Consider the following 26,829-nt stretch of genomic DNA (forward strand, 5'->3'; position numbering starts at 1 on the left):
TCCTAATCTTTATCTAACGTCTCTTTATTATCATTGAGTTTTTGATAGTAATTATCTTTCGACTTACCTCGTCCATGCGAAAACAGATGTTGCGCTTCTTGAATTTCTTCTCGAATGGTGGACATTTCTTCGTCTAATTGGTAGGCCGCTTCAGCTGCACGTTGCAACCGTTCTTTCATTTCTTCTGGAAAAGCGCCTTGATACTTATAATTCAATGAATGTTCGATCGTAGCCCAAAAATTCATGGCTAATGTTCGAATTTGAATTTCAGCCAAAATCTTTTTTTCACCAGTTATTAATTGGACCGGATATTCAATCACCAAATGATAGGAACGATAACCGCTCTCTTTTTTATTTGTAATGTAATCTCTCTCTTGAATGATTTTCAAATCTTTACGATTGCGAATGATATCTACTACTTGCCGAATGTCTTCAACAAATTGGCACATAATCCTAAGTCCTGCAATATCTTGCATTTCTTCTTCCAAACGATCAACAGAAATATTCCGCAAGGCAGCCTTTGTTAAAATACTATCAACAGGTTTCACTCGCCCTGTTACAAACTCAATAGGTGTATGTTTATTTTGTTCTCGAAACTGCTTACGGATACCGCGCAGCTTAACTTTCATTTCTCCAACAGCCTGTTCATACGGTGCCAGAAAAAGCTCCCACTCTTTCTCCATCCTAATCCCTCTATTTCTTTGAATTTGATTCACAGCTTATTTTACCATAGAGCTGTCAAAAATAGGGTAATTTGAGAAATTGTCTATAATTTTTCGACAATAGCGAATTTTTTAACTTATAGTTCACTTTTCTTGACGTAAATAGGTAAAGTATGCAAAAATTGAATTAAATTAAAGAAAGTGGGTCAAAAACAAGTGAGCGAGAATTTAGAAATAGAATTTAAAACGTTACTCTCTATTGAAGAGTTTTCACGAGCTGTTGACTACTTTCAGCTAAAAAAAGAACATTTCTTTACACAGACCAATTATTATTTTGATTCTACCGATTTCCAATTAAGAAAACGGTACATGGGTCTGAGAGTTCGAATACTATCAAATCATGCAGAAATCACTTTGAAAATACCTGAAAAAGTTGGCTTGTTGGAAATCAACGATGCGCTTTCAATCAAGGAAGCACACTCTATCGTTGAGTCAGCGACTCTTCCAAGTTTTGGAAATGTATACAACAAGTTGAACTCTTTAGGCATCGACCAAAATGATTTGCGTTTAATCGGCGATCTAACAACTAAACGAGCAGAAAAAAAACTTCCCCAAGGTTTACTCGCGCTAGATGAAAGTTGGTACAATGAGCAGCACGATTTTGAGTTGGAATTAGAAGTAAGTGATGCAGATAAAGGAAGAAAAGATTTTCTTGTCTTATTGGATACTTTGACTATCAAAGAATCCCCTGCACCAAACAAAATCCAACGAATGATGCTAAGCTCAAAAGCAAAAGATTAAGAAGTTATTATAGGAAAAACATATCATTTCATTTTTACCTGATTTTCTGATAGATTAGGGACACTTAGTTGAGAAATGATGTCTAGTTGCAAAAGGGTCAAATTGGAGGAAGTATGAATGATTGAAATCTATCTGTTCGTTAATCCTTTGGGGGGCATTTGTCTCAACGTAGAAAAGGATATTTTAAAACTGGTTGAAACTGAGAATAAAAAAATTCAATTTCGTTTCATTCCGTTAGTTAACATGCGGACCATAAACCATCTTATAAAATTATTTGAGATTCCATCACATGATATTGAACGACGCAATCAATTGTTTGAAGATATCTATTCCGCTGCATTAGATTATAAGGCAGCTCAATTACAAGGAAAGAAAAAAGGCAGACATTTACTACTCGGTTTACAACAGGCAGTAGCAGTAGATAACATTCCTTATTCTTCAGAATTAGCTGAAAAATTAGTTGTAGAAGCTGGTGGTGACATTGATATGTTCAAAGCTGACCGACAATCTGATTTTGTAAAAGAATCTTTCCAAACAGATCAACAAATTGCACGTGAAATGGGGATTGAGAAACATCCCTCTGCTGTGGTTTACAATTATACATGTGACCGCGATTTTGGGGTACTTGTAGAAGATTGTGACTCAATGGATGAAATCAAAAGACTCTGTGAAACTTCTGAAGATAGTCTTCAATACTTTCATGAGCAATTTGAATTAAATCATTACAATGAGCCTCGTGTTCCACATGGACATTTACACTTGTTATAATCACACAATAAAGAACCTCATCTTCTAACGAATCAGAAGATGAGGTTTTTTTTCTGTTTCTTATGACTCTAAAGACAGCACAAGTTGCTCTAGTTCATTTAGTCTTGCTTCAAAAATAGTCATCGCATCTTCAATATATTGTGGCTTGGTCATATCTACTCCTGCTTTTTTCATGACTGCTATCGGATAATCACTACTACCTGATTTTAAATAGGCCAAATAATTTTGCAATGCTAAAGGTTCATTCGCTAATATTTTATTTGCTAATGCGGATGCTGCTGAAAATCCTGTAGCATACTGATAAACATAATAATTGTAATAAAAATGAGGGATTCGGGACCATTCTAATGAGATTTCCGGGTCTTTTTTCACTTGCGGACCATAGTATTTCTGATTTAGTTTTCCATAATACTCACTTAAATATTCACTCGTTAAAGGAATTCCTTTAGCATCCTCAGTATGAATAAAATGTTCAAATTCGGCAAATTGAGTTTGACGGAAAATCGTTCCTTTAAAACCGTCTAGATAATGATTCAATACATATGCTCTGATTCGCGGGTCTGTTTCCGTTTCTAGTAAATATTCTGTTAAAAGATTTTCGTTCGTTGTTGAAGCTATTTCAGCTAAGAAAATTGAGTAGTCTCCATAGACATACGGTTGATTACTTCTAGTGAAATAACTGTGAACACTATGTCCCATTTCGTGAACTAATGTGTAGAGTTGATCTAAGCTATCATGCCAGTTCATCAAAATATACGGAACTGTATCATAGGCTCCAGATGAATAGGCGCCACTGCGTTTGCCTTGATTTTCAACTACATCGATCCAACGATCTGTAAACGCCGTTTGAACTATATTTAAATATTCGTCTCCCATTGGCTTCAATGCTTCAATAGCTTTCTCTTTTGCCTCTTCATAGGAATACTTGATTGAGGCTTCTCCTAAAATCGGTGTGTACATGTCATACATATGAAGTTCATCTAGTTTTAACAAACGTTTCCTTAGAGACACATAGCGATGAAGCAACGGTAAGTTTTGATTGACTACATCCAATAAAGTATCATAAACACTTTCTGGGATATGGTTATTGCTCAAAGCGGCTTCTCGTGCCGAAGAGTATTTACGAATCTTGGCTTTATAATTGTGTGCTTTGACGTGCGAACTCAAGGTTTGAGCAAATGTATTTTTGAATTGTTCGTATACCGTGTATAACCCTTTAAATGCTTCTTCACGAACACTTCGATGCGTATTTTCCATTAATTGTCCGTAAACACCATGAGTCAACTGAATCTTTTCTCCCTGCTCATTTTCAATCACCGGAAATTTCAAATCTGCATTATTCAAAATTGAAAAGGTATTACTAGATGCTTCAAAGATTTCACCTGCGCCAGCCAACAAAGCTTCTTGATCAGCAGATAATATATGCGGCCTGTCGCTCAAAATATTTTCTATAAAATGGCGGTAGATTTCAAGCTGGCTGTTTTCGTTAAAGTACCCCCATATTTTATCGTCACTTAACGATAGTACTTCAGGTTCAAACCATGCTACCGCTTCACTTGTTTGAGCTAATAGAGAGCTTGCTCGTGCATACAAAGCTTGATAAGCCGTATTCGTCGTATCTTGATCATTTTTTAAATGAGCATATACATAAATCACTTCAATTTTACGATAGATATTTAATAGCATTTCAATACTATTTAAAAATGTATCACTATCTTTGTCTAATCTACCTTTGAAGTGCTCAACTTCTTTTAATTCATCAACTAACACTTGATACGCTTCATCAAACGCTTCATCATTTTCAAAAATTTTTGTTAAGTCCCATGTCTTTTCAATAGGTAAGCTAGAACGTTCTGGTAGTTGTTTTGCTTCACTCATTACATCTGCCCCTTTTCAAATTATTCTTATATAGATTTATCTTATCACATTTCTAATTGGAGTAGCAGTGATTATACGTTTATTTTTAATTATTTGCAGCCATGCTTTAATACTTATTGGGCTTTGATCCGGATTTCCAGCTCTCACTTCCCAACCATTTTGTACTTTGGTTAAATGCCCACACGAAATCAAATAGATAAATAGTTGATTCAAACAAATAGCTTGAATTGATTTCATCGGTACATTAGGTAACTCATAAAACAGTTCAGATGATTCTTCCAATTCTTTTGCCAAAACATTTATTAAGGCTAGATGTCCAATAACATTCTGATCAAAAAACTGTACCCATTTCCAGATTTTAACTTTTAAAAGTATGTCTGATCCTCTGCAACAAAATATACGGAGACCTGGATAATAAAACCAATTAGGTAGTTGAAGTAGATGAAAATGATTGTTATATAATTCAGCCTGGACTACTCTGATCCTTTCATCACGTACTAATAATCCTTTGTTCAACTCAAAATAATAGTTCTGTATTAATTCTCCAATTTTGATTTCTCTTTGAATATAAATTTTAGATTCCTTTGGAAAATCGAAAATTTGCTTTAATGAATGACGATAAAATGACCATGTCTTTTTTGAAGAATAAAGTCTTTTTTTCCAATCCTCTTCTATATGAAAATGTAATGACAATTCTTCTTGCTCCCAGTCTACTGCCCATAAATAAAATCCAATTTTATCAGAATAATAACATAAATTTTTAGCTAGTTCGCTTAATACTTGGTGATTTGAAAATATTTTTTTTCCGCAAATCCAAATAGGGATATAACCGTTCTTTTGATAGTTTTTAGTTCGTTCTACCAATCTTTGAATACTCAGCGGACTGCACTGAATTTCCAAAGCAATATTTCCTATTAAAAGGTCTGGACGTTGATTTAAGTCTGGTAAATATTTTTCTAATTCATAACAGATAGACTGCCTCTCACACCATTTAGTAAACATTTTTTTTAAGGTTAAATGCTCAAGGGTCTCTCCTTCAGCATGAATAGTACAAGCACTGTGACTATAATGAGAAAAATGTGGTAATTTAACTTTGCCATTTTTTATTCGAACCGGATGCTTACAGGCAGGGCAAAAATACGGCTGATCTCGCAACTGTTCTACTTCTGCTCTAGATAAATGTAATAAGGTTACAATTTTATCGTCTTTTGAATATGCATTCAACATCTTAATCACCTCATAATTAAGATACGCATAAAATTAAAAAAATCATCAAAAAAACTGAGCTAAAACGATCATCGCTCTAGCTCAGTTTTCCAACTATTCAAAGTAATATCTTGTTAATTCTAATGCGTTACGTTCCATAATACAGGTCCCATATTCATTCAATGTTTCAGGTGTCACAGCAGATAAATTAGCATATTCCAATAATTGAGCCATTTCATTTTCTACATTGTTTTTCCCTAATTCATCCAACAAGAAAATAGTTTGGAGATAATATGTTCCTTTAAATGTATATAAATTCGCTATTACAGATTGTAGGAATACTTCATTTGCCAGTTGAACCATCGTGTCAAAATCGTTAAGCTCAAAGACTAAATTTTTAACTGTGTTATCAGAAAATTCCTGTGTTTCATCAGCAAAATCCTCTTCAATTTGTTTACGAATTATATTACTTACTTCTTCTGAATTTAAATCGTTGAAGCCTTCAAAATTAGACACTTCATCGATTGATGCATTCTTACTAATAAATAGTTCTAACCCATCGCTTTTTGGCAGAACCTGAAAGGTAACAGCTTCACTGCCTTGAAATTCATCTTCCACATCAACTTCTTCTAAAATACTATAGAAAAAATTTTCTACTTCTTTATGGTTGCCTAGCAAATCTAAAAATGTGATTCCTCTATCAGCTAAATCTTCATTGCCAATCAACACACGTATGGTATTTTCATTGATATGTTCCATTTCCATGTCGCTACACCTCACTTTTGCTAATCAGGAAACTTATTCTTACGTACATTGTAGCGGAATCACGCCAAATGTAAAGGGAAAAGTCACAATCTTCCTAAATAATCTGTTGTCTTAGGATATTCCTTAAATTTCGATTCTTATACATATATGTTCTTTTTTTATAATATCCTATAAAAAAAGCAATAACTTACTATGTAGGGATTAATAGAAAAAGAAAACCTCTGTCACAAGGACAAAGATTCTCCTCTTACCTTTTATAAACCTGCCATCAATTGCGCTTGACGTAATTCCAACTGCCGAACTCCTCTTGGCAAGAAGCGTCGAATTTCATCCTCATTAAAACCAACTTGTAATCTTTTTTCATCAATCATTATTGGTCGACGCAACAATCCCGGATTCTCTTTAACTAACTCTAACAAGTCCTGCAACGGAAGTTCATCCAAATCCATATTAAGTTTTTGGAAAACCTTAGAACGAGTGGAAATAATTTCCTCTGTTCCATCTTCTGTCATTCGCAAAATTGCTTTCAATTCAGAAATATTCAATGGTTCTGAAAAAATATTTCTTTCCTTGAATGGAATCTCGTGTTCTTGCAACCATGCACGAGCCTTACGGCAAGACGTACAACTTGGGGAAGTATAAAGTGTCAACATGTGCACCACTCCTTTTTGTGACTTGGGTCACTTTTTTGAAACAGGAAATCTAACTGTTTTCCTATTTAATTTAAGTATACCCAACTTCTAATAAAAATACTAGTTCTTTTTCCAAAAAATTATATAGTTTTTCGTTATTTTACGTGTTTTTTTTTAAAAATAAAATAAAACTTGTCTTTTTACAACATAAAATTATAACGTTTTCAAAACGAATAAAACTGATACAGCTTCCATAAAATTCTACAACTGTATTAGTCTAAAAATTCTGACATTTTATTTTTTTTTAGTAATCCTGTTTTTTTTTACTTTTAGCTGTATAATGATAGCAATGAGTTTTTTATTAATTGATTAAGGTGGTTACTTTATGGAAACTATATTTTCTGGCATTCAACCCAGTGGGACACCAACGATTGGAAATTATATTGGTGCGATGAAACAATTTATTGATTTACAAAATCATTATAACTGTTATTTTTGTATTGTAGATGAACACGCTATAACAGTCCCTCAAGATCCATTGAAGTTACGGCAACAGACACGCAGTTTAGCTGCCTTATACCTAGCTGTTGGACTAGACCCTGAAAAAGCGACGATCTTCATCCAATCAGAGGTTTCCGCACATGCTGAAGCGGCTTGGATCATTCAATGCAACACAACAATTGGTGAATTAGAACGGATGACTCAATTCAAAGATAAATCACAAAAAAATGGACGGACAGGAGTTAGTGCTGGGCTTTTAACGTATCCACCTTTAATGGTTGGTGATATTGTTTTATATAATGCAAACCTTGTGCCTGTTGGCGATGACCAAAAACAACACTTAGAATTGACTAGGGATTTTGTTGAACGCTTCAATAAACGCTATGGTCAAGCGAATCAAGAAATTCTGGTCCTTCCAGAAGTAAAAATCGCCAAACAAGGCGGACGTGTGATGAGCTTACAAGATCCAACTAAAAAAATGAGTAAATCTGATTCAAATACTAAAGGCTTTATCTCTATGCTAGATGAACCTGCTGTTATACGTAAAAAGATTAAATCAGCTGTCACAGATTCAACAGGTATTATTGAGTACGATCCTGAGAATAAGCCTGGTATTTCAAATCTACTAAGTATATTTTCTTCCGCTACGGATCGTCCAGTCGAGGAAATCGCTCAAGCCTATGAAGGAAAAGGCTATGGAGAATTTAAGACTGACCTGGGGGAAGCTGTTGTGGCACTATTGGCCCCAATCCAAGAGCGTTATCATGAACTATTAGCTTCTGATGAGCTAGATAACATCCTTGATCAAGGAGCTGAACAAGCACGCCTAGTAGCAAATAAAACCTTACAACGCATGAAAAATGCGATCGGTTTAGGAAGAAAACCGCGCAAAAGAAACTAATAAAAAAACCAAGCTGAACAAATCAGCTTGGCTTTTTTACTCTCTAAACTGAGCATCATGCAAACGACGATAGTGTCCACCTTTTGCAAGTAATTCTGCATGCGTCCCTTCTTCTAATATTCCTTTATCACTAACAACAATGATCCGCGTTGCATGTTTGATTGTTGCCAAACGATGAGCGATAATCAGCGTTGTTCGACCTTTTGCTAAAGAATTTAAAGATTCTTGGATCACTTGTTCTGTCTCCGTATCCAATGCAGAAGTCGCTTCATCAAGGATTAGAATCGGTGGATTTTTTAGGAACATTCGAGCAATTGCCACTCGTTGTTTTTGCCCACCTGAAAGTTTCACACCTCGTTCACCAATTATCGTATCTAAACCTTCAGACATTTGATCGACTACTTTTTCCAAATGAGCCAACTGAACAGCTTTTTGAATTTCCGCTTCTGTTGCATCTAATTTACCATAAGCAATATTTTCTCGAATTGTTCCCGGAAATAAGAACACGTCCTGTTGAACGATACCAATTTGACTTCTTAGAGAAGCCAGTGTCATTTCTTGAATATTGATCCCGTCAATGGTAATTTTGCCTTCGGTTACTTCATAAAATCTTGGCAACAAGTTACATAATGTCGTTTTACCTGAACCACTTTGACCGACAAAGGCAACTGTTTCACCTGGTACAATAGATAAATCAATATGATTTAATACTTTTGTAGAATCCGCATAAGAAAATGAAACATCATCATAGACAATATCCCCATGTAAATGTTCAACAGCTACAGCATCGGGCTTATCTTGAATGGTTGGTTTTTTATCGATTTCTTCTGTAAACCGCTTAAATCCTGCAATTCCTTTCGGATAACTTTCGATCATGTTGTTGACTTTTTCAATTGGACGGACAAAAACATTCGATAATAAAATAAAGCCAACGAATTGCCCATCTGTAATCTCACCTCTAATTGTATAATACGCTCCGAAAATCAACGCAAATAGATTGATCAATCTAATCAAAAAGTAATTATACGCTGAGCTGATGCCCATTACTTTATAAAACAAAATCTTTGATTGACGATACGCTTGATTCAATCCTTCAAAACGTTGACGCTCAAAAGGTTCATTAGCAAACGATTGCGTCACCCGGATACCACTAACAGATGCTTCAACACCTGCATTAAAGTCACCCAAATTATCATAAATTTTTGTATTGACCTTGGTCATCTTTTTATTGAAGAAAACTAGTGCAATCGTAATAAATGGCAACACAATAAAAGTAGCTAGCGCTAACTGCACATGGATTCTTAGCATCAAATAAAATGAACCAATTATTGTCATTACTGTGATAAACACATCTTCTGGTCCATGATGAGCTACTTCAGAGATTTCAAATAAATCAGTTGTCAAACGACTCATCAATTTCCCTGTTTTTTGATTATCATAATATTCAAATGGCTGCGTTTGTAAGTGTCCATATAATTCACGACGCATATCCGTTTCAATATTTACCCCTAACTTATGACCAAAAAATACAACGATATACTGTAAAATTGTATTGAGTATATAAAATAATAGCAAACCTGCACAGGCTAACCCGATCAAACGAAAATTTCCTTTAGGCATGATTTTATCAATCACTTGATTCACAACAACTGGAAAGGCTAATTCCAACAAGCCAGCGAGAACTGCACAACCAAAATCTAAAATAAATAGGTACTTATACGGCCGATAGTAACTAAAAAATCGCTTTAACATAAACTCCCTCTTTCTTTGGACACTGTTACCATTATACGCAAAGTAAGGGAAGGATGCAAAATTGAAAACTGGTAAAAAATCGATAAAACAAGAAGCTATCACATTAGATTTCCACCGTTCATGTCTTGAAAAAATAGACACTAACTAAAATTTTATGTAAAAAACTATTCAAACAGCATGACAGAAATCTTAAAATACTTCCTATAAAGTTGCTTTTGGTGGCCAATAAGAACATCCGGTAATGATAGTTTTTTATAATAAGTGAATTTTATCTTGTATGTGGCGTTATCAGATTATTATTTTTAAGATGTTACGAAGCTTTGTCTATTGTATATGTATTATCGATTATTTTTCGAAATAATTTTTGATATTGTGGAGACCTAAAAAGAAGTAAATATTTAATTTAATTAAAAATCAATCAAATTTCAAACTTTGTTCAAGACATTCAATTCAGTTTTTTATACATTTTGAAAGTTCTAAATGCTGTTATATCAATCACTTGAAAAGATTAAAGCAATTTGTTAAATTATACATATACATGTACATCATAAAAAACACCGATGAGTTGCTTATGTCTTGGGGAAGATAGGCCTGATCGGTGTTTCTGTTTTTTATTATACTAAAAGTTATTTTTTTTACTACTTCAAAATTTTACTTTCGATCGTACTTTTTTGAAGAATAAACTAGCTAAATATGTTTTTTTATTCGCTTTCTGATTCATAAATTTCACGGTAGATGTCAAAATACTTCTAAAAATATTACTTCATATTTTTCTTATCTATTTGATGTTTTCTTATGCTAACAATATTTTAATTTCTACAAGTTACCTTATCGTTTTCTAACGGACTATATTTGAAAAATTTAAGTGTGACATCTATTCATACAACAAATTAGGCATGAATAGTTTCAACTTCAAAATAATTAGATAATACAAGTTAATATTTTGCCGATGGAATAGAAATTATCTCTGAATATCAATTTCTATCAACTTTTAATCGTCATCCCGTTGCATTAAAACTTACTTAATGTTAAAATTAAATTACTAAAAAAGGAGTGATCAATTTTATGTTAAAAAAAACTTTATTAATTCTAAGTTGTTTTGTGGGAATCGGGGTATTTGTGGGAAATAGCTCAGCTAACGCACAAGATTTAGAAACCCTCTCACCTATTACTTCTAATTTGTTACGAGGGGAACCGGTAAAAAAAGAAGCAGTCATTTCAAGTGGTCAAAAAATTGAAATTCAAGTCGGAAGCTTAAGAGCAAATGAACTTGTCTCAAAATACGTCATTAAATTTAAAGCTGAATCTGATAACAAAGAGAGTTTCCTCCTTGAAGAAGTATTTGACCATGGTTATCATTGGCAAGCTGGCCCTAAAAGATTTTTTTATACAAACACTACCGAAACAGTTAACTATAATTTGTTGGATGAGCCCGTAAAAGGCTGGACAAGCGGAACTAGAATCTTTAGACTATATAATTATTCTGCTAAACCTTTAAAAATTACCTTTGCTCTGAATTCGTCAATACATCCTAGAAGTATTGAATGTGTAAACTACAGCGACATTGATTTTACTTTATAAACTAGTTGGTGAAGATTATTCTCTCTATTGAGTTCAATTCAATATTCAGAATGATAGTTCAGCATTCTATCCAAATAATTAATAATTACTGTAAAAGTTGATTAGCGATTAGGTCGATCATTTATTGATGATCTTTTCTAAATAATCTTGAGAGTATAACTAGTTCATTCTATTTATTTACCCCAATCATTTGATCATAGAACCTGACTACAAAAAAATGGTTTTAGAAAAGGATGTAGTGACCCCAAAAAGTTAGACTTTTGGTCTAACTTTTTGGGGTCGGTTCACTTGGGGTATCTCCTTTTCTTGTATAATTATAAATCAAAATTAATGTCACTATAATCCACAATTTCTTGTGATCTCACATGTATGCCTGACGATAAGCCTATCTTTAAATTCACAGTAGTTGCAGAGGCGTTGATTACCTTGATACTCTCTTTACTAATAAAATTATTTCTAGTAGATAAATTATCATCTAGGTTTGTAAAAGTCACCGTTCCATAGGCACCATACGCTACGTAAGAACTATATCTGTTTTAATTTATTCTTGGATAGTAGCCGACTCTGTCAACAACGATTGTTTCAGGTTCACAGGTGTCCAATTTAAATTTCACTACAAATTTAGAAACCAGTGCATCACTATAGAAGCCTCCAGCATTAAATTCTAAAAACTCTCCTGATTTTAGTGTAACTTCTTGAATGTTTGGTAGCGCCCTTGTTGATAGATAATTCGAAGGACTGACAGATATTGCTTCTGCATTGCCTACATTATTTCCAGCAAATACTCCTAGAGCTATCAAACTTCCGGCTACTAATAATTTCATCTTCATAAAAAATATCTTCCTAACTTTGAGTAATTTAATAATAACATAAAGGTAAATAAAATGAAATAGATATCAAAAGTTACCTTCTCTACAAAAACTAGAGAAAAAATTTAACCATACTGATAAAAGAGGCCAATTTTTAAAACTCCTATGATAAAATTCCCTCCTTTTATGCACCCACAGCCTGTCAATGTCAGCATTCTAATCTAAATTAAAATTTTCTTTCTGTTATTTTGTGAAAAAGTTCGCTACAATGAAAAAGGATATTGAAAAATTTCCTGAAAATTATTAAGGGGTGCAATTGTTTAAATGAAAACCATTGTTTTTGATGTGGATGATACGATTTATGACCAGCAACAACCGTTTAGAAATGCGATCAAAACAGTCTTTCCTTGTGTAAAATCGGAGGACATGCATGCGTTATATATTCGCTTTCGTGTGCATAGTGATGAAACCTTTCCAAAAGTGATGTCAGATGAATGGACGCTAGAATTTATGCGTTTTTATCGCATCAATGAATCACTAAAAGACCTAAATTATCCAAGTGTTTCACAAGAAGACGGCTTATCTTTTCAAAAAACGTACGAAGATGAATTAGATAATATTGTAATGCATCCAGAAGTAACCAAGGTATTTGATTTCTTAAAAGAAAACAATATTCCTATGGGAATCATTACAAACGGTCCTACAGACCATCAATTTAAAAAAGTAAAACAACTTCAATTAGAAAACTGGGTTCCAACAGACAATATTATTATTTCTCAAAGCACTGGTTTCCAAAAACCAGAACGAGAAATTTTTGACCTTGCCGCTAAAGAGTTTAATATGGATTGCGAATGTACTTTGTATGTAGGTGATAGTTTTGAAAATGATATTGTAGGTGCCAAAAACGGCGGATGGCATTCGCTGTGGTTCAATCACCGATTAAGACAAATGCCTAGGGATGAAAAACCGCATCACATGGAAGAAGTAACTTCTTTTGAAGAGTTGCTTCCGACGATTCAATCAATATTTTCATAAAAGATACAAAAAATGCTGTACATTCCTTAATGAGAACATAAGGATGCACAGCATTTTCTTTATTCACCGATACTTAAAATCGTTCGGATATCCTCTTCAGTCATTTTGGCTAATTGTTCTTCATTTCCTTGGATTACTTTTTGAAACAACTCACGTTTTTCTTGTTGTAAGGAGTCCATCTTTTCTTCAACCGTTCCTTCTGCGATCATCCGCCAAACTTCCACAACATTTTTTTGACCAATTCGATGTGCACGTCCTGCTGCCTGTTCTTCCACCGCTGGATTCCACCATAAGTCATAAAGAATCACAGTATCTGCACCTGTCAAATTGAGACCTGTCCCCCCAGCTTTTAAAGAAATCAAAAAGACATCTTTTTCCCCGGAGTTAAACGCATCTGCCATTTCCATACGCTCTTTAGGCTTCGTGCTTCCTCTTAAATAAAATGTTGTTAAGCCAAGCTCGTGTAACTCTTTTTCAATGATTGATAACATACTTGTGAACTGAGAAAAAAGTAAGACACGTCGATTATTTTCTTTGGCAGCTACTAATAAGTCTTTGACTTGCTCTAATTTTCCTGATCCCCCTGTATAATCATCAATAAATAAACTTGGGTCACAACAAATTTGGCGCAATCGCGTTAAACCGGCCAAAATACTTAAGCGATTTTTCTTAAAGGTATCTTGATCCATTTGACTGACATCTTCTTGCATTTGTTTTAGATACGCTAGATAAACAGTCTTTTGCTCTTCAGTAAGAACACTGTACAAATTACTTTCGATCTTATCTGGTAAATCAGCCAATACTGTTTTCTTGTCTCGTCTTAAAATAAATGGTTGGATCATTTTTGCAATTTCTTCAGGTTTCATCGATCTAAATAAAGTTTTTGCCGGGAATAATCCTGGTAAAATCATTTGAAAGATCGACCATAACTCATCGATATTATTTTCGATCGGAGTACCACTCAAAGCAAAGCGTTGAGGAACCGTCAAACTTTTAAGCGCTTGAGCTGTTTTAGTACCGCTATTTTTCACCATTTGTGCTTCGTCTAAAATCAAATAACCCAAATTTAGTCCTTGGTACATATCAATATCTTGTCTTAAACTAGCATATGACGTGATCACAATATCTAGATCAGCTTGATTTGCTAATTTTTCACGTTCTGCTTTATTGCCTGCCACAACTTCTGCCTGTAACGCTGGAGCAAACTTTTTAATTTCAGCTGCCCAGTTATAAATCAAACTAGCTGGTGCAACAATCAAAGCCGCTCCTTTTTGAATCTGTTCTTCTTTTTCAGATAATAAATAGGTGATCGTTTGAAGGGTTTTTCCTAATCCCATTTCATCCGCTAAAATACCACCAAATTGATAATAACTAAGCATTTTTAACCATTTAAATCCATCAATTTGATAACTTCTAAGCGTTGCTTGAATGTTTGCAGGTAATTGCGCTTCAAATTTTTCTGGACGGGTCAAATTATCCACCATTTCTTTAAAAGAATCCGAAAAATGCGCACGGTGATTATTTCCCAACATATTTTCGATCATCAAACCTTGATTTCTTGGAACCTGTATCGTTCCTTGAACGTTTTTCATATTTTTTCTTAGCATAGTTAAGACTTCACTGGTTTGTTGAAATTCTTCTGAATCTAGTGAGAGAACCTCACCCGTTTCCAAAGTATAAAAACGATCTTTACGCAATAAACTGGCTAAAACAGCATCAATTTCTTGTTCGGCGATTCCTGTGATATCAAAACGGACATCTAGCCAGGAATCAGAGTCTGAAACTTCAATCATCGGTTGGTGATGCGCGGCATCTAAATACAGCTCCCGCAGCTTCTTGCCCATACGAACTTCTCCTAATCGACGAAACGTTGGAATTTCTGCTTTAAAAAAATAATATAAACGTTCACCTGCTGGTAATGTCTTTTCATAGCCAATTGACTCTTTTTGATAGCCAAATGCCGTTAGTTGTTCCAAAATCATTTGTTCCTTCTTAGCATCACGAACGACTTCTTGATTCGCTCCTGAGGCAATAGAATGTTCTTGATCCGTCGAAAATACAACTTCTCCATACATAAAGTCTACACGAACTTTGATCATCCCTTTGATTTTGCGAAAAATAAAGATTGTTTCTAAAGGATGATACACAACTTCCTGTGTCACCTCTTCACTAACAGTTACTGTTCCTATTTTTTTCAATAAAGGAATAACAGAGCCGAATAAGTCAGATAACTCATTTTTTTCATAGACAATCTCAGGTTTTTCCACGCGTTTTAGTAACTGTAATAATGTTGTATAGATTCCAGCTTGCTCTTGAGTAACCGTAAAAATTTTGTCTTTGCTAAAGGCCCACTGGTAATGAGATAAAAATGTTGTGAGCTGATCTGTGATCAGCAATATATAACGATTATCCGGTTGTTTACTAATATCGAAAAAGATAGGTAAGATACCTTTTGTGAACAATAAATGCCGGTATTTCTTTCCTTCATCATTTAGTTGAAAATAAGGAATTTTGTTCATTTTTTCAATTAATGATCGACCTTGATCAATCGGTAACACCAGATAGCGCTTATCAATTTTACCTTTTACTTGAATACCATTAGCTCCTAACAATTGACTCGTTTGATAAATTGCTGCTAGTTGCTCTAATAATTCTTGGTTCTCAATTGTAAACGCTTCTTTTACTAAATCAAAGTGATGTTGCTTATTGATCAAGAAGCTCCCCTGCTTTTGAAAAGTTTGAAAAAATTCTCCGATATTTTTAATGATATAGGTTTTAGGTTTGACTCCTTGATAGCCCAATCGTAAAGAAACACCTAAAACAGCTAATTCAGGATAATAACTATTGGTTTCGATCACATCAACAATATACTCCACAGTTAGCGGTGTAATCGTACTTTTCCCCTCTGCTTGGTTCAGTTTGGCAAACCCTTTTGTAAACATTTCAGAGATAGATAAAGAACGTTTTTCAAATGTAATTGGTTGATCTTCTTTTATGATGCGCGAGGTGCCTTTTTGTCTTAAAGATAGCTCCACTGCAACAGTATGCTTGCAATAGCCATGATCCTTCCAATAAGGACATTCACAAATATCATTTTCTTTTGCGGTCCCATCTAATTGGACCCGATACAGTTCATTACCTAAAACCTCGGCATGCCACATTTTCTTTTCTGGATCTTGAATGATGGACAATACTCGGCCTTCTTTCATATACTCTCTACCGCGTTCAACGATTCGTTCTGGAATACTCCATTTCATTCTCTCACCTCCTAGGCTTACGCCGTTTGATAGGTCACTTGGCTCTGACCATTTCCATTTGTTTGGATTTGTAGTTGTTGCGGGATTCTTGCTTTTAATTCACTTACATGGCTAATAATACCGATCATTCTTCCTTCGTTTTCGATTACTTCTAAAGCTTCCATTGCCATTTCTAAGGCTTCTTCATCTAGGGAACCAAATCCTTCATCGATGAATAAGGCTTCAATCAAAACACCACCTGCTTGCTCTTGAATCACTTCCGCTAGAGACAGCGCCAAGGCTAATGCGGCAATGAAACTTTCACCGCCTGATAACGTATGTGCACTGCGAGTACTGCCTGCATTATCATCGTAAACATTGATTTCAAGTCCTGTTTGATTCTTGTAACTCCCAGAATCTTGATTCAGTTCAAATTGGTAGCGATTGTTTGTCAGTAAGCCCAAACGTTGATTGGCTACCTTTAAAACTTCCTCCAAATAAGTCTGTAAAACGTATCTTTCCAAACTAGTTTTCCTTGGATTATCACCGTTGACTGTCGCAGCCAATTGGTGCAATGCGGTAACTTCTGACCACTGTTGTTCAACTGAGGTAATCAATTCTTTGACTTGTTTTTGAATGCTTTCATTGGCTTGGATTTTTTCAAGTTGTTGGTAATATCTGGCTTCTTTCGTTTGAAGTGAAATTGTCAATTGTTCAATTTCATCCGTCAAGCTGTTTGTCTCAGGTTGCTCTTTATTTTCTAACTTTTGCTCCAGTTCAGTCAACTGAAATGCTAGCTGATCCTGTTTTTTGTCGAAAGTTGTTAGTTCTTCTTTGATTGCGTCTAGTCTTGTCACTTCTTTTAACAACATTCGCACACTATTCTCATCCAGCTCGAAACTCGATTCTTGAATTGCTTTCATCAATTGCTGTTCTAATGACATTTTCTCTGTTAAATTTGTATCTTGCTCTTTCACAAGATGCTTTTCACTATTTTTTAACAATAATCGACTCTCTTTCACTTTCGCCATTTGTTCGTCGAGCTCTTGTTTTTGTTTTTCCCAGTTTATGATCTGTTGTTCAAGCTGTTGTTTTGTTGCAGTTATTTCAGCCAGGGAAAGTTGTTCATCGATCAATTGTTCAGAAATTGTTTTTAGTTTTGTCTCATTTGCTGTTTGTTCTAGTTGCTTTTCAGTGACGATTTTTTCTTGTTCCTGTACCTCTAATTGTTGCTCTTTCAATACTTTTTCTAGTTCAGTTATCTTGTTTTGGGCTATTTCAATTCGTTCTAATTCATGTTCAAGCTTAGCCGCTGTTGCCTGTAAATTCGCTGTTACTGATTCGATACCGTCAGAAGTGATTGGTGCTTTTAGAGTAATAATTTGTTTTTCTTGTAACTGTTCAAACAACGAATCAACTTTGTGTGTTTGTTCTGCCAGTTCTTGCTGCAGTTCTCGTTCAGTAAGCTTTACTTGGGTATACTGAGCTTGTAGTTTGGCAACTGTTACCTCTTGTTTTTGAGCCCTTTTTTCGATTTCATTCAGCTGATTTTCGATAGCTTGAATTTCCTCTAAAGTAAATTCTTGGTGCTCATTTTGTTTAGGATGCTCCACAGAACCGCAAACAGGACAAGGTTCACCAGCGACTAAAAATAAACTTAATCGACTAATTTGCATCTTTGCCCATTGGCTTTTTTGTTGCGCAACTTGTTCATAAATCGTCTCTTTTTCGACTGATGCTTCCTTTAGTTCAGCATCCTTAACAACTAGTTGCTCCACAATGCTATTTTTTTTGGTTTCAAGTTGTTCTTTCTTTGCCCAATTATCTATAAAAATCAGCCATTGTTCTCGATGCCGTTCTAATGTCAGTTGTTCTTTTTCGATTTGGGATTTTCCTTCTATCACGACAAGCTCTTGTTGATAGGCTTGCTCCGCATTCTGCTGCTTTTCTTTTGTCTCTGTAAGTTTCTTTGTTAAACTTTCTAACAGTAAATGATTTTTTTCAATCGTACTGTCTATACTTTCCTTTTCTTCATATAAAGGAATTTGAAATTGCAGCCTTGTTACTTGTTCTTTGGCTATTAGCATCTCAGCAGATCGTTGTTCATTTTCACTTTGTGTTTGTTCCAATTGTTGAAATAATTCTTGCTGTGTTTTTTGTTGTGATCGATTGCTTTTCAGCTCTTGCTCATAGGTAGAAATCAATTTAACTTTTTCATCGATCTTTTCAATCAAGCCTTGATGCTTTTGTACCCATTGCAGTTGCTGTTCTTCTGCTCTTAGCTCTTCGATCATCACGGCTGCTTGATCAAGTTCTTCCTTTTGTTTTTTGAGTTGATTTTGCTTGGTAAATTCATTTGCTAGCTCTTCTAAAGCAAACTTTTCTTGCTCCTTTTGTTGTTTTTGTTTTTGTAATACAGCTAATGCTGATTTTTCTATTGCTTGCTGTTTTTGCATCGTTTCTTGTTGCTGATCTAGTAACACTAATTGCTGCTCTACAACCAGTTCTTTTTGCAACGGCTCTTGCCAATAGAGTTGATCTAATTTAGCTTGGATCATTTGTTGCGTTGCCTCGATTCCTTTATTGACCGTCTTTAATTGAACTTTTAGTTGTTCATTTAAGGTTTGATATAGTTGAGTGCCAAACAGGTTTCTAAGAACTTTTTCTTTATCATTACTATTTGCAATCAAAAACGTTCTAAATTCCCCTTGAGGTAAAAGAACAATCTGAGCAAATTGATTAGCATCTAAGTGCAATAATTCTTGAATAAACGTGTCAACTTCACGGCGTTTCGTATATTCTCTAAGCTCTTTTCCGGTATGATCTTTCACAATCAATGAAATCTTAGCACTTTGAGTACGCGTTCCCTCACCCCGTTTTTTGTAAAGTTCTTGTTCTGGTTTTCTTGTGATCTCATAAAAATAGTCTCCATGAGAAAAAGTTAAATGGACTTCTGTAGGCTCCGAAGGATCAGCAAATGTCGAGCGCATTTCCTTTCCTTGACGCAACTTCCCCGAACTTTCACCAAATAAAGCATAGCTCATCCCATCAAAAATCGTCGTTTTACCTGAACCCGTCTTTCCACTTATCAAAAAGAGAGACGAATCTGCAAACTTGTTGAAGTCGATTGTTTCAGCAATATAAGGGCCAAAGTTTTTCAATGCTAATGTTAAAGGTTTCAACTTATTTCCCTCTTTCTGCTTGATAGATTTCTGCTAGATTTTCTTTGATCCACACTTGTTGTTGTCTCGTCAGTTCCTCTCCTGTTACATCAGAAAAAAATTGAGCGACTAATTCGTTTGGTGCTAACGTTTTGATTTCCTTTTTTGTTTCATTGTGTTTTTGTTGCACTTCTCTTCCAAATAAACGTTCGACACCGATTACTCGTGGATAAATTTTCCTTAGTTGATTCATCATGTTAGGAATCACTGCACGATCCGTTAATTGAATATGTAAATAATTCTCACGATCGATCGACTCGTAAAATTCTTGTGTTGTTAGTTCTTTGAAGCTACCTTCGATTTGTATCACATTTCTTAATGGTGTGATTTCTTTAAATTCAAAGGTCGTTTCGTTCGCTTTGGTATCGACGATCCAAACCCCTTTTTTCTGATTCATTTCAGATAAAGAAAATTTCAGCGGTGAACCACTATAGCGAGCATTTTCAGCTTGTAAGGCATTTTTCCCGTGTAAATGACCTAACGCTACATAATCGAATGATTCTAGTAACGATAAGGGTACTATATCCAATCCGCCTACCATTAATTTTGTTTCTGAATCAGATTTTTCACTGCCAGCTACAAAAAAATGACTGACTAAAACGTGTTTCATATCAGGTTTGAATTGTTTTTTCATTTCAGTTACAACTTCTTTCATCGCCTGTTCGATCGTCCGAATTTCTTCATTATCAAAATATAAACGAGCTGAAATTGGTTCAAAATACGGCAATAAGAAAAACTGAGTATTCTCCATCTCTACTGGCTGAAAAGCTTGATCCAAGCGAGTATTCAAATGAAAATTTGATTGAATAAACCATGGACCACCGGTTTCCAAACGTGTACTACTATCATGATTACCAGAAATCGCTAATACTGGGAATTTTTCCTGTAGATTCATTTCTATAATCATTTTATTGAAGACTTCGATCGCTTCAACTGAGGGAACTGAGCGATCATATAGATCACCTGCCACGACGATTGCATCCACTTGTTCTTTTTTTGCAATAGTCAAAATCTGCTGAAATGCATCCACTTGTTCCTCTAGTAAATCATACCCATGTAATTTTTTACCGATATGCCAATCGGCTGTATGTAAAAAACGCATTTTTCCACCACCTAAAAAAGTCCTTCTTACTATTATACCAAATTTAGGGAGAAATATATGGTTCAAACGTACAGAAATTTTCTGAAAGAAAAAAAAAGCCTGAAATATAACTCTTCGAGTTACATCCAAGCTAAAAAAATCAAAATACTTATGCGATTTCTATTCTTTCACTTCATATTTAAAATTTGGATCGATTTCTTGATCCAAGCTGTCAAAAGCCGCCTGCATTCTAAGCTCAACCTCAGCAATGCCTTCTTTATCCATCTTAGCAATATCACTGACGTCGATCGGTTCACCGAATCGAACAGTCACCCGACGCCGTTTAAATAAATCCTTTAACGTTAGTGGACCTTGATAAACAGCTGGAACAATTTTAACTTTAGCCATTTTTGCAATCAAGGCCACGCCGCCTTTTAACTCAGATGAATGACGGGTTCCGCTTGGAAACATAACTAAACTTAAATCTGTATTTTTTAACGTTTTGACAGGCGTTTTGATTGCACTTGGACCAGGTTTTTCCCGATCGACTGGAAAAGCATTGGCATGTTTTAAAATAAAACTTAAGAATGGATTTTTGAATAATTCCTTTTTCGCCATAAAACTAAATTTTTTCGGTGATCCACCGACAGCAAGGTACAAAGGCTCCCACCAGGTTCTATGAGGTGCTACTAAAATATAATTTTCATTTTGAGGAATGCGGTCTTTCTTTTCATAGTGAGCATTGCCGTTGATAATAAATAAAACGACCCGAACAACGCCACGCATAAATGTAAAAAACATGGTTTTTCTTCCTTTCTTTTCACTAGCTATAAGTATGCCGAAAACTGTTGCTTTTGACAAGTCTTTTTCACAGGTTTCTTCTAATCCTAATTGTAGTATAATATAAGGATATCTTCTGTTCCATCAAAGAGCTTTACTGTATAATTTTAGAAAATCGGAGGTTTTGTACATGATTGAGTATAAAAAACTGAATCAAGCCCAAAATGAAACACATTTGATTGCGCTACTTTCTGAAAAACAAGAAGAAGAGAAAAATATCCCCGCAGAAGAAAATACACCATTCTCTTTAGCTTTATATGATAATGATTTTTATATCGGAGGTATCACTGCCAATAAATGGATGAATGAGACACATATTTCATTACTTGCAATTAACAAAGAATATCGCGGCAAAGGCTATGGCACTGAACTACTCAAAAAAGCAGAAGACTTTGCGAGTGCATCAGGTACTAAATTAATCACAATCAATACCCAAGACTATCAAGCAAAAACGTTCTATGAACAATATGGCTATCAAGTATTTGGTCAATTAAAGGACACACCTTTCATAGGTACTACAAAATATTTTTTAGTCAAACGAATCTGAAAAAAAGGAATGAATGACACATGCTATTAAAAGGGGAACGAATCGATCAATTATTTGCAAATGATATTCAAATCATCCAAAGTAAAGAGGTATTTTCTTTTTCGATCGACGCTGTCTTGCTAGCAAATTTCCCAGCCTATCCAAAAAAAGGCAAGATTGTTGACCTTTGTGCTGGCAATGGGGCTGTTGGTTTATTTGCCAGTCGTAAAACGAACGCTCATATCACCCAAATCGAACTACAAGAACGCTTAGCAGATATGGGCAGACGAAGTATTCAATTAAATCATTTGGAAGAACAAATGACTATGCTTGAACTAGATTTAAAACTAGCAACAACTGCTGTAAAACCTGATTCTGTTGATTTAGTGTTATGTAATCCACCTTATTTCAAAGAATTACCAACAAGCCAAAAAAATCCGAATCCGCACTTAGCTATTGCTCGCCATGAAATATATACAACACTAACAGAAGTCATTGGGGTTTCTGCAAAACTGTTAAAAACTAATGGACGTTTGGCCATGGTTCATCGGCCTGACCGTTTTTTAGACATTCTACACGCAATGGAATCTGCCGATGTCGCACCCAAACGTGTTCGTTTTATTTATCCTAAAGCCGGAAAAGAAGCGAATACTTTATTGATTGAAGGGATCAAGCAAGGGAAAAAAGAAGGATTTCGTGTCTTGCCGCCATTGTTTACTTATGATGACCAAAACAATTATTTACCTGAAGTGAAGGCGATGTTATATGGAAACTAATCATTATTTTTATGTACTCCACTGCAAAGATGAGACTTTTTACGGCGGTTATACCACAGATCCAAAAAGACGTTTAAAGGAACATAATAGTGGAGTTGGGGCAAAGTACACTCGACTTCCCTCTAGACTCCCAGCAAAAATAATCCATGTTGAAAAATTTAGTAGTCGTAGTGACGCAACCAAAGCAGAGTACGCATTTAAAAAATTAACAAGAAAACAGAAAATCATTTATTTAAGAGAAATGGGGCAGATCAATGAATGGAGTGATCCGAAAATTTGATTCTGCTGATGTCACACAGGTCGTATTACTCATAGCAGTACAGATTATCCAATGGGCCAGATGGTCAAAATACACGACAGAAAAAATTTCACGGCTAAGGCATCAGTTCTGCAATTATGAAAAAAATAGAACGACAAACTCTTGTAAAAATAACTTGATAATTGTTTGTATACAACAATAATGTCACTCTTGAAGCTACCTTATAAGAGAATTCAAAAAAAGAGCTGTAAAAAAACTCATTAAGTCTTTCACAGCTCTTATAAATCAAGTTATTCAATTACTGTCGCACCTAATACTTGTTTAAAATGATTCAATGCCCATTCGTGTCCAACAGGATCGAAACTGGCAACTGCATTTTTATGAATAACAATCTTGTACCCTAAATTATACGCATCCACTGCGGTGTGCAGGACACAGATATCCGTACAAACTCCGACTAGATGAAGCTCCGTAATGCCTCTTTCACGCAGACGGATATCTAAATCAGTTCCACTAAAAGCAGAATAATGACGTTTATCAATCCAGTAAACATTGACTTTGTTTCGACTCTTTTCATAAACTTCTGCTAGTTTCCCGTAGAGTTTGCGACCGTTCGTACCAACAATGTTATGGGGTGGAAATAAATCATTTTCTGGATGCTTTGGATCATTATGATCATGGCGATCAATCGCATAAACTACAAAATCATTATTTTCAATAAACGCTTGAGTTATAGCAAGTAAAGAAGACTCGATTGCTTGCCCTGCGCCACCTGTTGTCAATGCACCATCTGCTGCAACAAAATCATTCGTATAATCAATTGAAATCAATGCTTTCATTCAAAAACCTCCATTTAAAAAGTAAGACAGATTAAACAAGATGCTCCACAAAATGGATAACCATCTGTGCTGACTTTTCTCCTGCTTCTTCAATAAATTCATCAAAAGTTTGAGATGCTTCATGATCAGCCGTATCACTGATTGCTCTAACAACTAAAAATGGAATATTAAATTGTGCAGCTGCTTGAGCGATTGCAGCACCTTCCATTTCACAGGCCAATGCTTCTGGAAATTCTGAAAGAATGTTACTCACTTTTTCCTTGTCATTGACAAAAGAATCTCCAGTTACGATCAGACCATGATGAATCGACATCCCTGTCTTCTCAGCTGCTTTTTTCATTTCAATTTTTAGATAATCACTTGATTCATAATATAACGGCATACCAGGCAATTGTCCCGGCTGATAACCAAATCCAGTAACATCTACATCAAAATAAGCTAATTTGTCTGCAATCACTACGTCACCAACAGCTAGTCCTTGTCCAATGCCGCCAGCCGATCCAGTGTTGATCACCATATTTACACCATACTGATGGATCAATAAGGTTGTCGTAACAGCTGACAATACTTTCCCGATTCCAGAACGAACAACAATCACTTCATGTCGGCCTAGCGAACCTGAGACAAATAATGCTCCAGCTCTTTCCCAAGATCGTGTATCAGATAATTTTTCTTTTAAGATTTTCACTTCTTGATCCATTGCTCCGATAATTCCAATTTTCATAGTGACTTCCTCTTCTCTATAAATTCAATACGATAAATATAACAATAGCCAACAAAATCGCAACAATAATAATCGCTTTAGTCAGCGTACTACTGCGCTCTCGGATTTTTGTTTGCTCATTTGAACGTGATTTGGTAATTTCTTTTTGCTTCTTATGTTCTTTTCGATAAAAGTTTGAGATTTCTTTTTCTTTTTCACGGTATGCTTTGTCAGCTGATTTTTGCTCTTGCGCAAATAACTTTTGTGCCTCTTTGTCAGCCTCTTCTTTTCGTCTCCGTAATTCTGTCCGAGTGACCAACGGACCTTTGCTCATTGTTTATCCTCCTTCAGCTGCTGTTTTAGCTGCTGTAGTTCCCAATACTGCACAGCAAAGATGGTTTTTGCATCACAAATCAGCCCACTAGCAATTTCTGCTTTCGCTTCATCTAATGTGATTGTATATAATTCTAAAATCTCATCATCGTCTTGCGGACGGGGATTAGGAACCTTTACTAAATCTTGCGCAAAATAAATATGAAGAAGTTCATTTGCAAAACCAGGAGAAACATACATAGACGTCACAAAAGTAAATTCATTTGCTCGATAGCCGGTCTCTTCTTCTAATTCTCGCTCTGCCGTTTCTTTTGGATTGTCCTGTTCACCAGGGTCGATTTTTCCAGCAGGAATTTCTAAAAGAACTTTTTCCATCGGTTTTCTGAATTGTTTGACCATGATCATTTTATTGTCTGCTGTTATTGGAATAATCGCAACTGCTCCAGGATGAAAAACAAGTTCACGTGTACTAGTTTCACCATTAGGTAATTGGACTTCGTCCAAAACAACCTCAATCATATGTCCTTTAAATATTTCTTTTCTGGAAATCGTCTTTTCCTCAAACTCTTCAAAGTTCATCATGCAAGTTCACCAATCTTTCTATGGATATCATACCTTAATTTTGAAATTTTATCACTTATCACTCTTTTTGTGAATCCTTTATTCACAGTATCTGGGAATTTTTGAGGTTATTTAACTATTTCTACAAAAAATGTAGCATGCTCTCATCAAAAAAGAGAGGAATAAAACTATGGCACTAGTTTTACTTCTCTCTACTATCTACAGCTTTTATCCTGCTCATCATTTAAAACTATTTATTTTCTAATTCAGCTAGAGAGTTCATGACTTTAATTAAATCTGATTCATTACTACTTTTCTTGCTATTTAAGGTCCAACTGATACATTGCAAATAATGATCTTTACCTTCTACTAAATCGTAGATGTAATAAACCTCTACTCCATCTTTACTTGCTGTAAAAGTACGGCGTTCACCTTTTAGTCCATTATAGTTGATTGCAGCTTTTTTTTCATTTGTAATCTCACCTAAATCAGACAAATCCACAGACTGTTTAAATACATCAAAACTATCAAAATCTTTTTTTGCTTCACTTAACACCATATAGTATTCTTCATTTGTAGTATTTTTTAAACTGACATCCGCATTATCACTTAATTCTTTTGCTTCAACAGATTGCCAGCCGTCTGTCATTTCTATTTTAAAGTTTCCATTCTTGGTTTTGATTACTTCGATTTTATTTTTTGAATCACTCGGTTGCTCTTTTGTCTCATCCGTTGCTACTTGGTTTTCATCTACAGTAGTGCTTGTTGTTGAGCGATCACGAGGTTCATAAAATACCTCATCATCTCCATAAGAACTTAATTCTTCCACACTCGAACTTGTTTCTTCTAAATAAGCATCGTCATCCTCTTCTTCTACGACACTACGTCCAGAACAACCCGTGACGACCAACCCCACTAATAATATAGTTATGATTTTAAATTTCTTCACAATGTTTCTCCTTTTATCCAGATCGTTGTCTTCTATTATACCTTACGTTTCTATTTTTTTCTCATCTTTCTTTTGACTTTTTTGTGAACAATTTATCTGATTCTACATCTAAAGTAGTAAAAAACCCCTTTTTCCCCTTGCCATTTCTTACATTTTCACTAAATATCAAAATCAACCTTTGGACTGATATTATTTATAGCCCAGAATGTGCTAA

The 26,829-nt window shown here is 35.0% G+C and carries 24 protein-coding genes; 8 read left to right on the top strand and 16 right to left on the bottom strand.

The genetic code is table 11. The features are described 5' to 3' along the window. Nucleotides 1-2: 2 nt before the first annotated feature. Nucleotides 3-683, bottom strand: a complete 681-nt coding sequence (locus tag IGJ55_RS11330) for a GTP pyrophosphokinase (RefSeq protein ID WP_069639751.1) — start codon at nucleotides 681-683, stop codon at nucleotides 3-5. A 195-nt stretch (nucleotides 684-878) separates the two neighbouring features. On the opposite strand from IGJ55_RS11330, the gene IGJ55_RS11335 reads away from it, so the two are divergent. Beyond that, entirely contained in the window at nucleotides 879-1,463 is a 585-nt protein-coding gene (locus IGJ55_RS11335) for a CYTH domain-containing protein (protein ID WP_069639750.1), read from the top strand. Nucleotides 1,464-1,580: 117 nt separating this feature from the next. Continuing rightward, the gene (locus IGJ55_RS11340) at nucleotides 1,581-2,231 is read left to right on the top strand and encodes a ClpXP adapter SpxH family protein (RefSeq protein WP_069639749.1); all 651 of its coding nucleotides are present in this window, start codon (nucleotides 1,581-1,583) and stop codon (nucleotides 2,229-2,231) included. A 60-nt stretch (nucleotides 2,232-2,291) separates the two neighbouring features. Here IGJ55_RS11340 and pepF read toward each other — a convergent pair whose 3' ends face one another. The 4 genes from pepF to spxA all read right to left on the bottom strand — a co-directional run bounded on the left by pepF (nucleotide 2,292) and on the right by spxA (nucleotide 6,733). Beyond that, nucleotides 2,292-4,109, bottom strand: coding sequence for an oligoendopeptidase F (gene pepF / locus IGJ55_RS11345; protein ID WP_430606510.1), 1,818 nt, complete (start codon nucleotides 4,107-4,109; stop codon nucleotides 2,292-2,294). Between the two features lie 36 nt (nucleotides 4,110-4,145). Beyond that, nucleotides 4,146-5,336, bottom strand: a complete 1,191-nt coding sequence (locus tag IGJ55_RS11350; RefSeq protein ID WP_430606511.1) for a competence protein CoiA — start codon at nucleotides 5,334-5,336, stop codon at nucleotides 4,146-4,148. Between the two features lie 93 nt (nucleotides 5,337-5,429). After that, complete coding sequence (locus IGJ55_RS11355; protein ID WP_069639654.1) at nucleotides 5,430-6,080, bottom strand: adaptor protein MecA; 651 nt, start codon at nucleotides 6,078-6,080, stop codon at nucleotides 5,430-5,432. A gap of 254 nt (nucleotides 6,081-6,334) precedes the next feature. Further along, nucleotides 6,335-6,733: a transcriptional regulator SpxA gene (gene spxA, locus IGJ55_RS11360; RefSeq protein ID WP_010760718.1), complete on the bottom strand. Its 399-nt coding sequence runs from the start codon at nucleotides 6,731-6,733 to the stop codon at nucleotides 6,335-6,337. Nucleotides 6,734-7,097: 364 nt separating this feature from the next. On the opposite strand from spxA, the gene trpS reads away from it, so the two are divergent. Next, nucleotides 7,098-8,114 carry a tryptophan--tRNA ligase gene (gene trpS / locus IGJ55_RS11365; protein ID WP_207120834.1) on the top strand — a complete coding sequence of 339 codons (1,017 nt, stop codon included), beginning with the start codon at nucleotides 7,098-7,100 and terminating at the stop codon, nucleotides 8,112-8,114. A 36-nt stretch (nucleotides 8,115-8,150) separates the two neighbouring features. Here trpS and IGJ55_RS11370 read toward each other — a convergent pair whose 3' ends face one another. Continuing rightward, complete coding sequence (locus IGJ55_RS11370) at nucleotides 8,151-9,866, bottom strand: ABC transporter ATP-binding protein (protein ID WP_069639652.1); 1,716 nt, start codon at nucleotides 9,864-9,866, stop codon at nucleotides 8,151-8,153. 1,065 nt (nucleotides 9,867-10,931) lie between these two features. Between IGJ55_RS11370 and IGJ55_RS11375 the strand changes: the two genes are divergently transcribed. After that, a complete protein-coding gene (locus tag IGJ55_RS11375) occupies nucleotides 10,932-11,447 on the top strand; it encodes a hypothetical protein (protein WP_430606512.1) in 516 nt (171 codons plus the stop codon). Nucleotides 11,448-11,983: 536 nt separating this feature from the next. Here IGJ55_RS11375 and IGJ55_RS11380 read toward each other — a convergent pair. Then, a complete protein-coding gene (locus IGJ55_RS11380) occupies nucleotides 11,984-12,277 on the bottom strand; it encodes a hypothetical protein (RefSeq protein ID WP_429949164.1) in 294 nt (97 codons plus the stop codon). A gap of 303 nt (nucleotides 12,278-12,580) precedes the next feature. Here IGJ55_RS11380 and IGJ55_RS11385 point away from each other — a divergent pair, with 303 nt between their 5' ends. Continuing rightward, nucleotides 12,581-13,291, top strand: coding sequence for an HAD family hydrolase (locus tag IGJ55_RS11385; RefSeq protein WP_207120833.1), 711 nt, complete (start codon nucleotides 12,581-12,583; stop codon nucleotides 13,289-13,291). A gap of 59 nt (nucleotides 13,292-13,350) precedes the next feature. Here IGJ55_RS11385 and IGJ55_RS11390 read toward each other — a convergent pair whose 3' ends face one another. The 4 genes from IGJ55_RS11390 to IGJ55_RS11405 form a co-directional block, all read right to left on the bottom strand. Further along, nucleotides 13,351-16,548 carry an SNF2 helicase associated domain-containing protein gene (locus tag IGJ55_RS11390; protein ID WP_430606513.1) on the bottom strand — a complete coding sequence of 1,066 codons (3,198 nt, stop codon included), beginning with the start codon at nucleotides 16,546-16,548 and terminating at the stop codon, nucleotides 13,351-13,353. Between the two features lie 17 nt (nucleotides 16,549-16,565). After that, nucleotides 16,566-19,709 carry an AAA family ATPase gene (locus IGJ55_RS11395; protein ID WP_430606514.1) on the bottom strand — a complete coding sequence of 1,048 codons (3,144 nt, stop codon included), beginning with the start codon at nucleotides 19,707-19,709 and terminating at the stop codon, nucleotides 16,566-16,568. Nucleotide 19,710: 1 nt separating this feature from the next. Then, nucleotides 19,711-20,850 carry an exonuclease SbcCD subunit D gene (locus IGJ55_RS11400; protein ID WP_430606516.1) on the bottom strand — a complete coding sequence of 380 codons (1,140 nt, stop codon included), beginning with the start codon at nucleotides 20,848-20,850 and terminating at the stop codon, nucleotides 19,711-19,713. Nucleotides 20,851-21,009: 159 nt separating this feature from the next. After that, the gene (locus IGJ55_RS11405) at nucleotides 21,010-21,630 is read right to left on the bottom strand and encodes a lysophospholipid acyltransferase family protein (protein WP_429949158.1); all 621 of its coding nucleotides are present in this window, start codon (nucleotides 21,628-21,630) and stop codon (nucleotides 21,010-21,012) included. A gap of 169 nt (nucleotides 21,631-21,799) precedes the next feature. Here IGJ55_RS11405 and IGJ55_RS11410 point away from each other — a divergent pair, with 169 nt between their 5' ends. The 3 genes from IGJ55_RS11410 to IGJ55_RS11420 are packed head-to-tail and all read left to right on the top strand — an operon-like array spanning nucleotide 21,800 to nucleotide 23,251. Next, a complete protein-coding gene (locus IGJ55_RS11410) occupies nucleotides 21,800-22,216 on the top strand; it encodes a GNAT family N-acetyltransferase (RefSeq protein WP_083244328.1) in 417 nt (138 codons plus the stop codon). Between the two features lie 20 nt (nucleotides 22,217-22,236). Beyond that, complete coding sequence (locus tag IGJ55_RS11415) at nucleotides 22,237-22,971, top strand: tRNA1(Val) (adenine(37)-N6)-methyltransferase (RefSeq protein ID WP_429949155.1); 735 nt, start codon at nucleotides 22,237-22,239, stop codon at nucleotides 22,969-22,971. Further along, nucleotides 22,961-23,251: a GIY-YIG nuclease family protein gene (locus IGJ55_RS11420; protein ID WP_069639644.1), complete on the top strand. Its 291-nt coding sequence runs from the start codon at nucleotides 22,961-22,963 to the stop codon at nucleotides 23,249-23,251. Before IGJ55_RS11415 ends, IGJ55_RS11420 begins: the two co-directional genes overlap by 11 nt. A gap of 269 nt (nucleotides 23,252-23,520) precedes the next feature. Here the strand turns inward: IGJ55_RS11420 and IGJ55_RS11425 are convergent, their stop codons facing one another. From IGJ55_RS11425 to IGJ55_RS11445, 5 genes are all read right to left on the bottom strand, one after another. Next, entirely contained in the window at nucleotides 23,521-24,069 is a 549-nt protein-coding gene (locus tag IGJ55_RS11425; protein ID WP_429949154.1) for a cysteine hydrolase family protein, read from the bottom strand. Nucleotides 24,070-24,100: 31 nt separating this feature from the next. Continuing rightward, nucleotides 24,101-24,793: a 5'-methylthioadenosine/adenosylhomocysteine nucleosidase gene (locus IGJ55_RS11430; protein WP_429949152.1), complete on the bottom strand. Its 693-nt coding sequence runs from the start codon at nucleotides 24,791-24,793 to the stop codon at nucleotides 24,101-24,103. A gap of 16 nt (nucleotides 24,794-24,809) precedes the next feature. Then, on the bottom strand, nucleotides 24,810-25,106 hold the full coding sequence (macP, locus tag IGJ55_RS11435) for a cell wall synthase accessory phosphoprotein MacP (RefSeq protein ID WP_430606517.1): 297 nt from the start codon (nucleotides 25,104-25,106) through the stop codon (nucleotides 24,810-24,812). Beyond that, entirely contained in the window at nucleotides 25,103-25,687 is a 585-nt protein-coding gene (locus tag IGJ55_RS11440) for an NUDIX domain-containing protein (protein ID WP_069639640.1), read from the bottom strand. The genes macP and IGJ55_RS11440 overlap by 4 nt, the downstream gene beginning before the upstream one ends. 229 nt (nucleotides 25,688-25,916) lie before the next feature. Beyond that, on the bottom strand, nucleotides 25,917-26,615 hold the full coding sequence (locus tag IGJ55_RS11445; RefSeq protein ID WP_069639639.1) for a hypothetical protein: 699 nt from the start codon (nucleotides 26,613-26,615) through the stop codon (nucleotides 25,917-25,919). Between the last annotated feature and the right edge of the window lie 214 nt (nucleotides 26,616-26,829).

The sequence above is a fragment of the Enterococcus sp. AZ170 genome, from assembly GCF_050545135.1.
Classification (GTDB): Bacteria; Bacillota; Bacilli; order Lactobacillales; family Enterococcaceae; genus Enterococcus_L; species Enterococcus_L ureilyticus.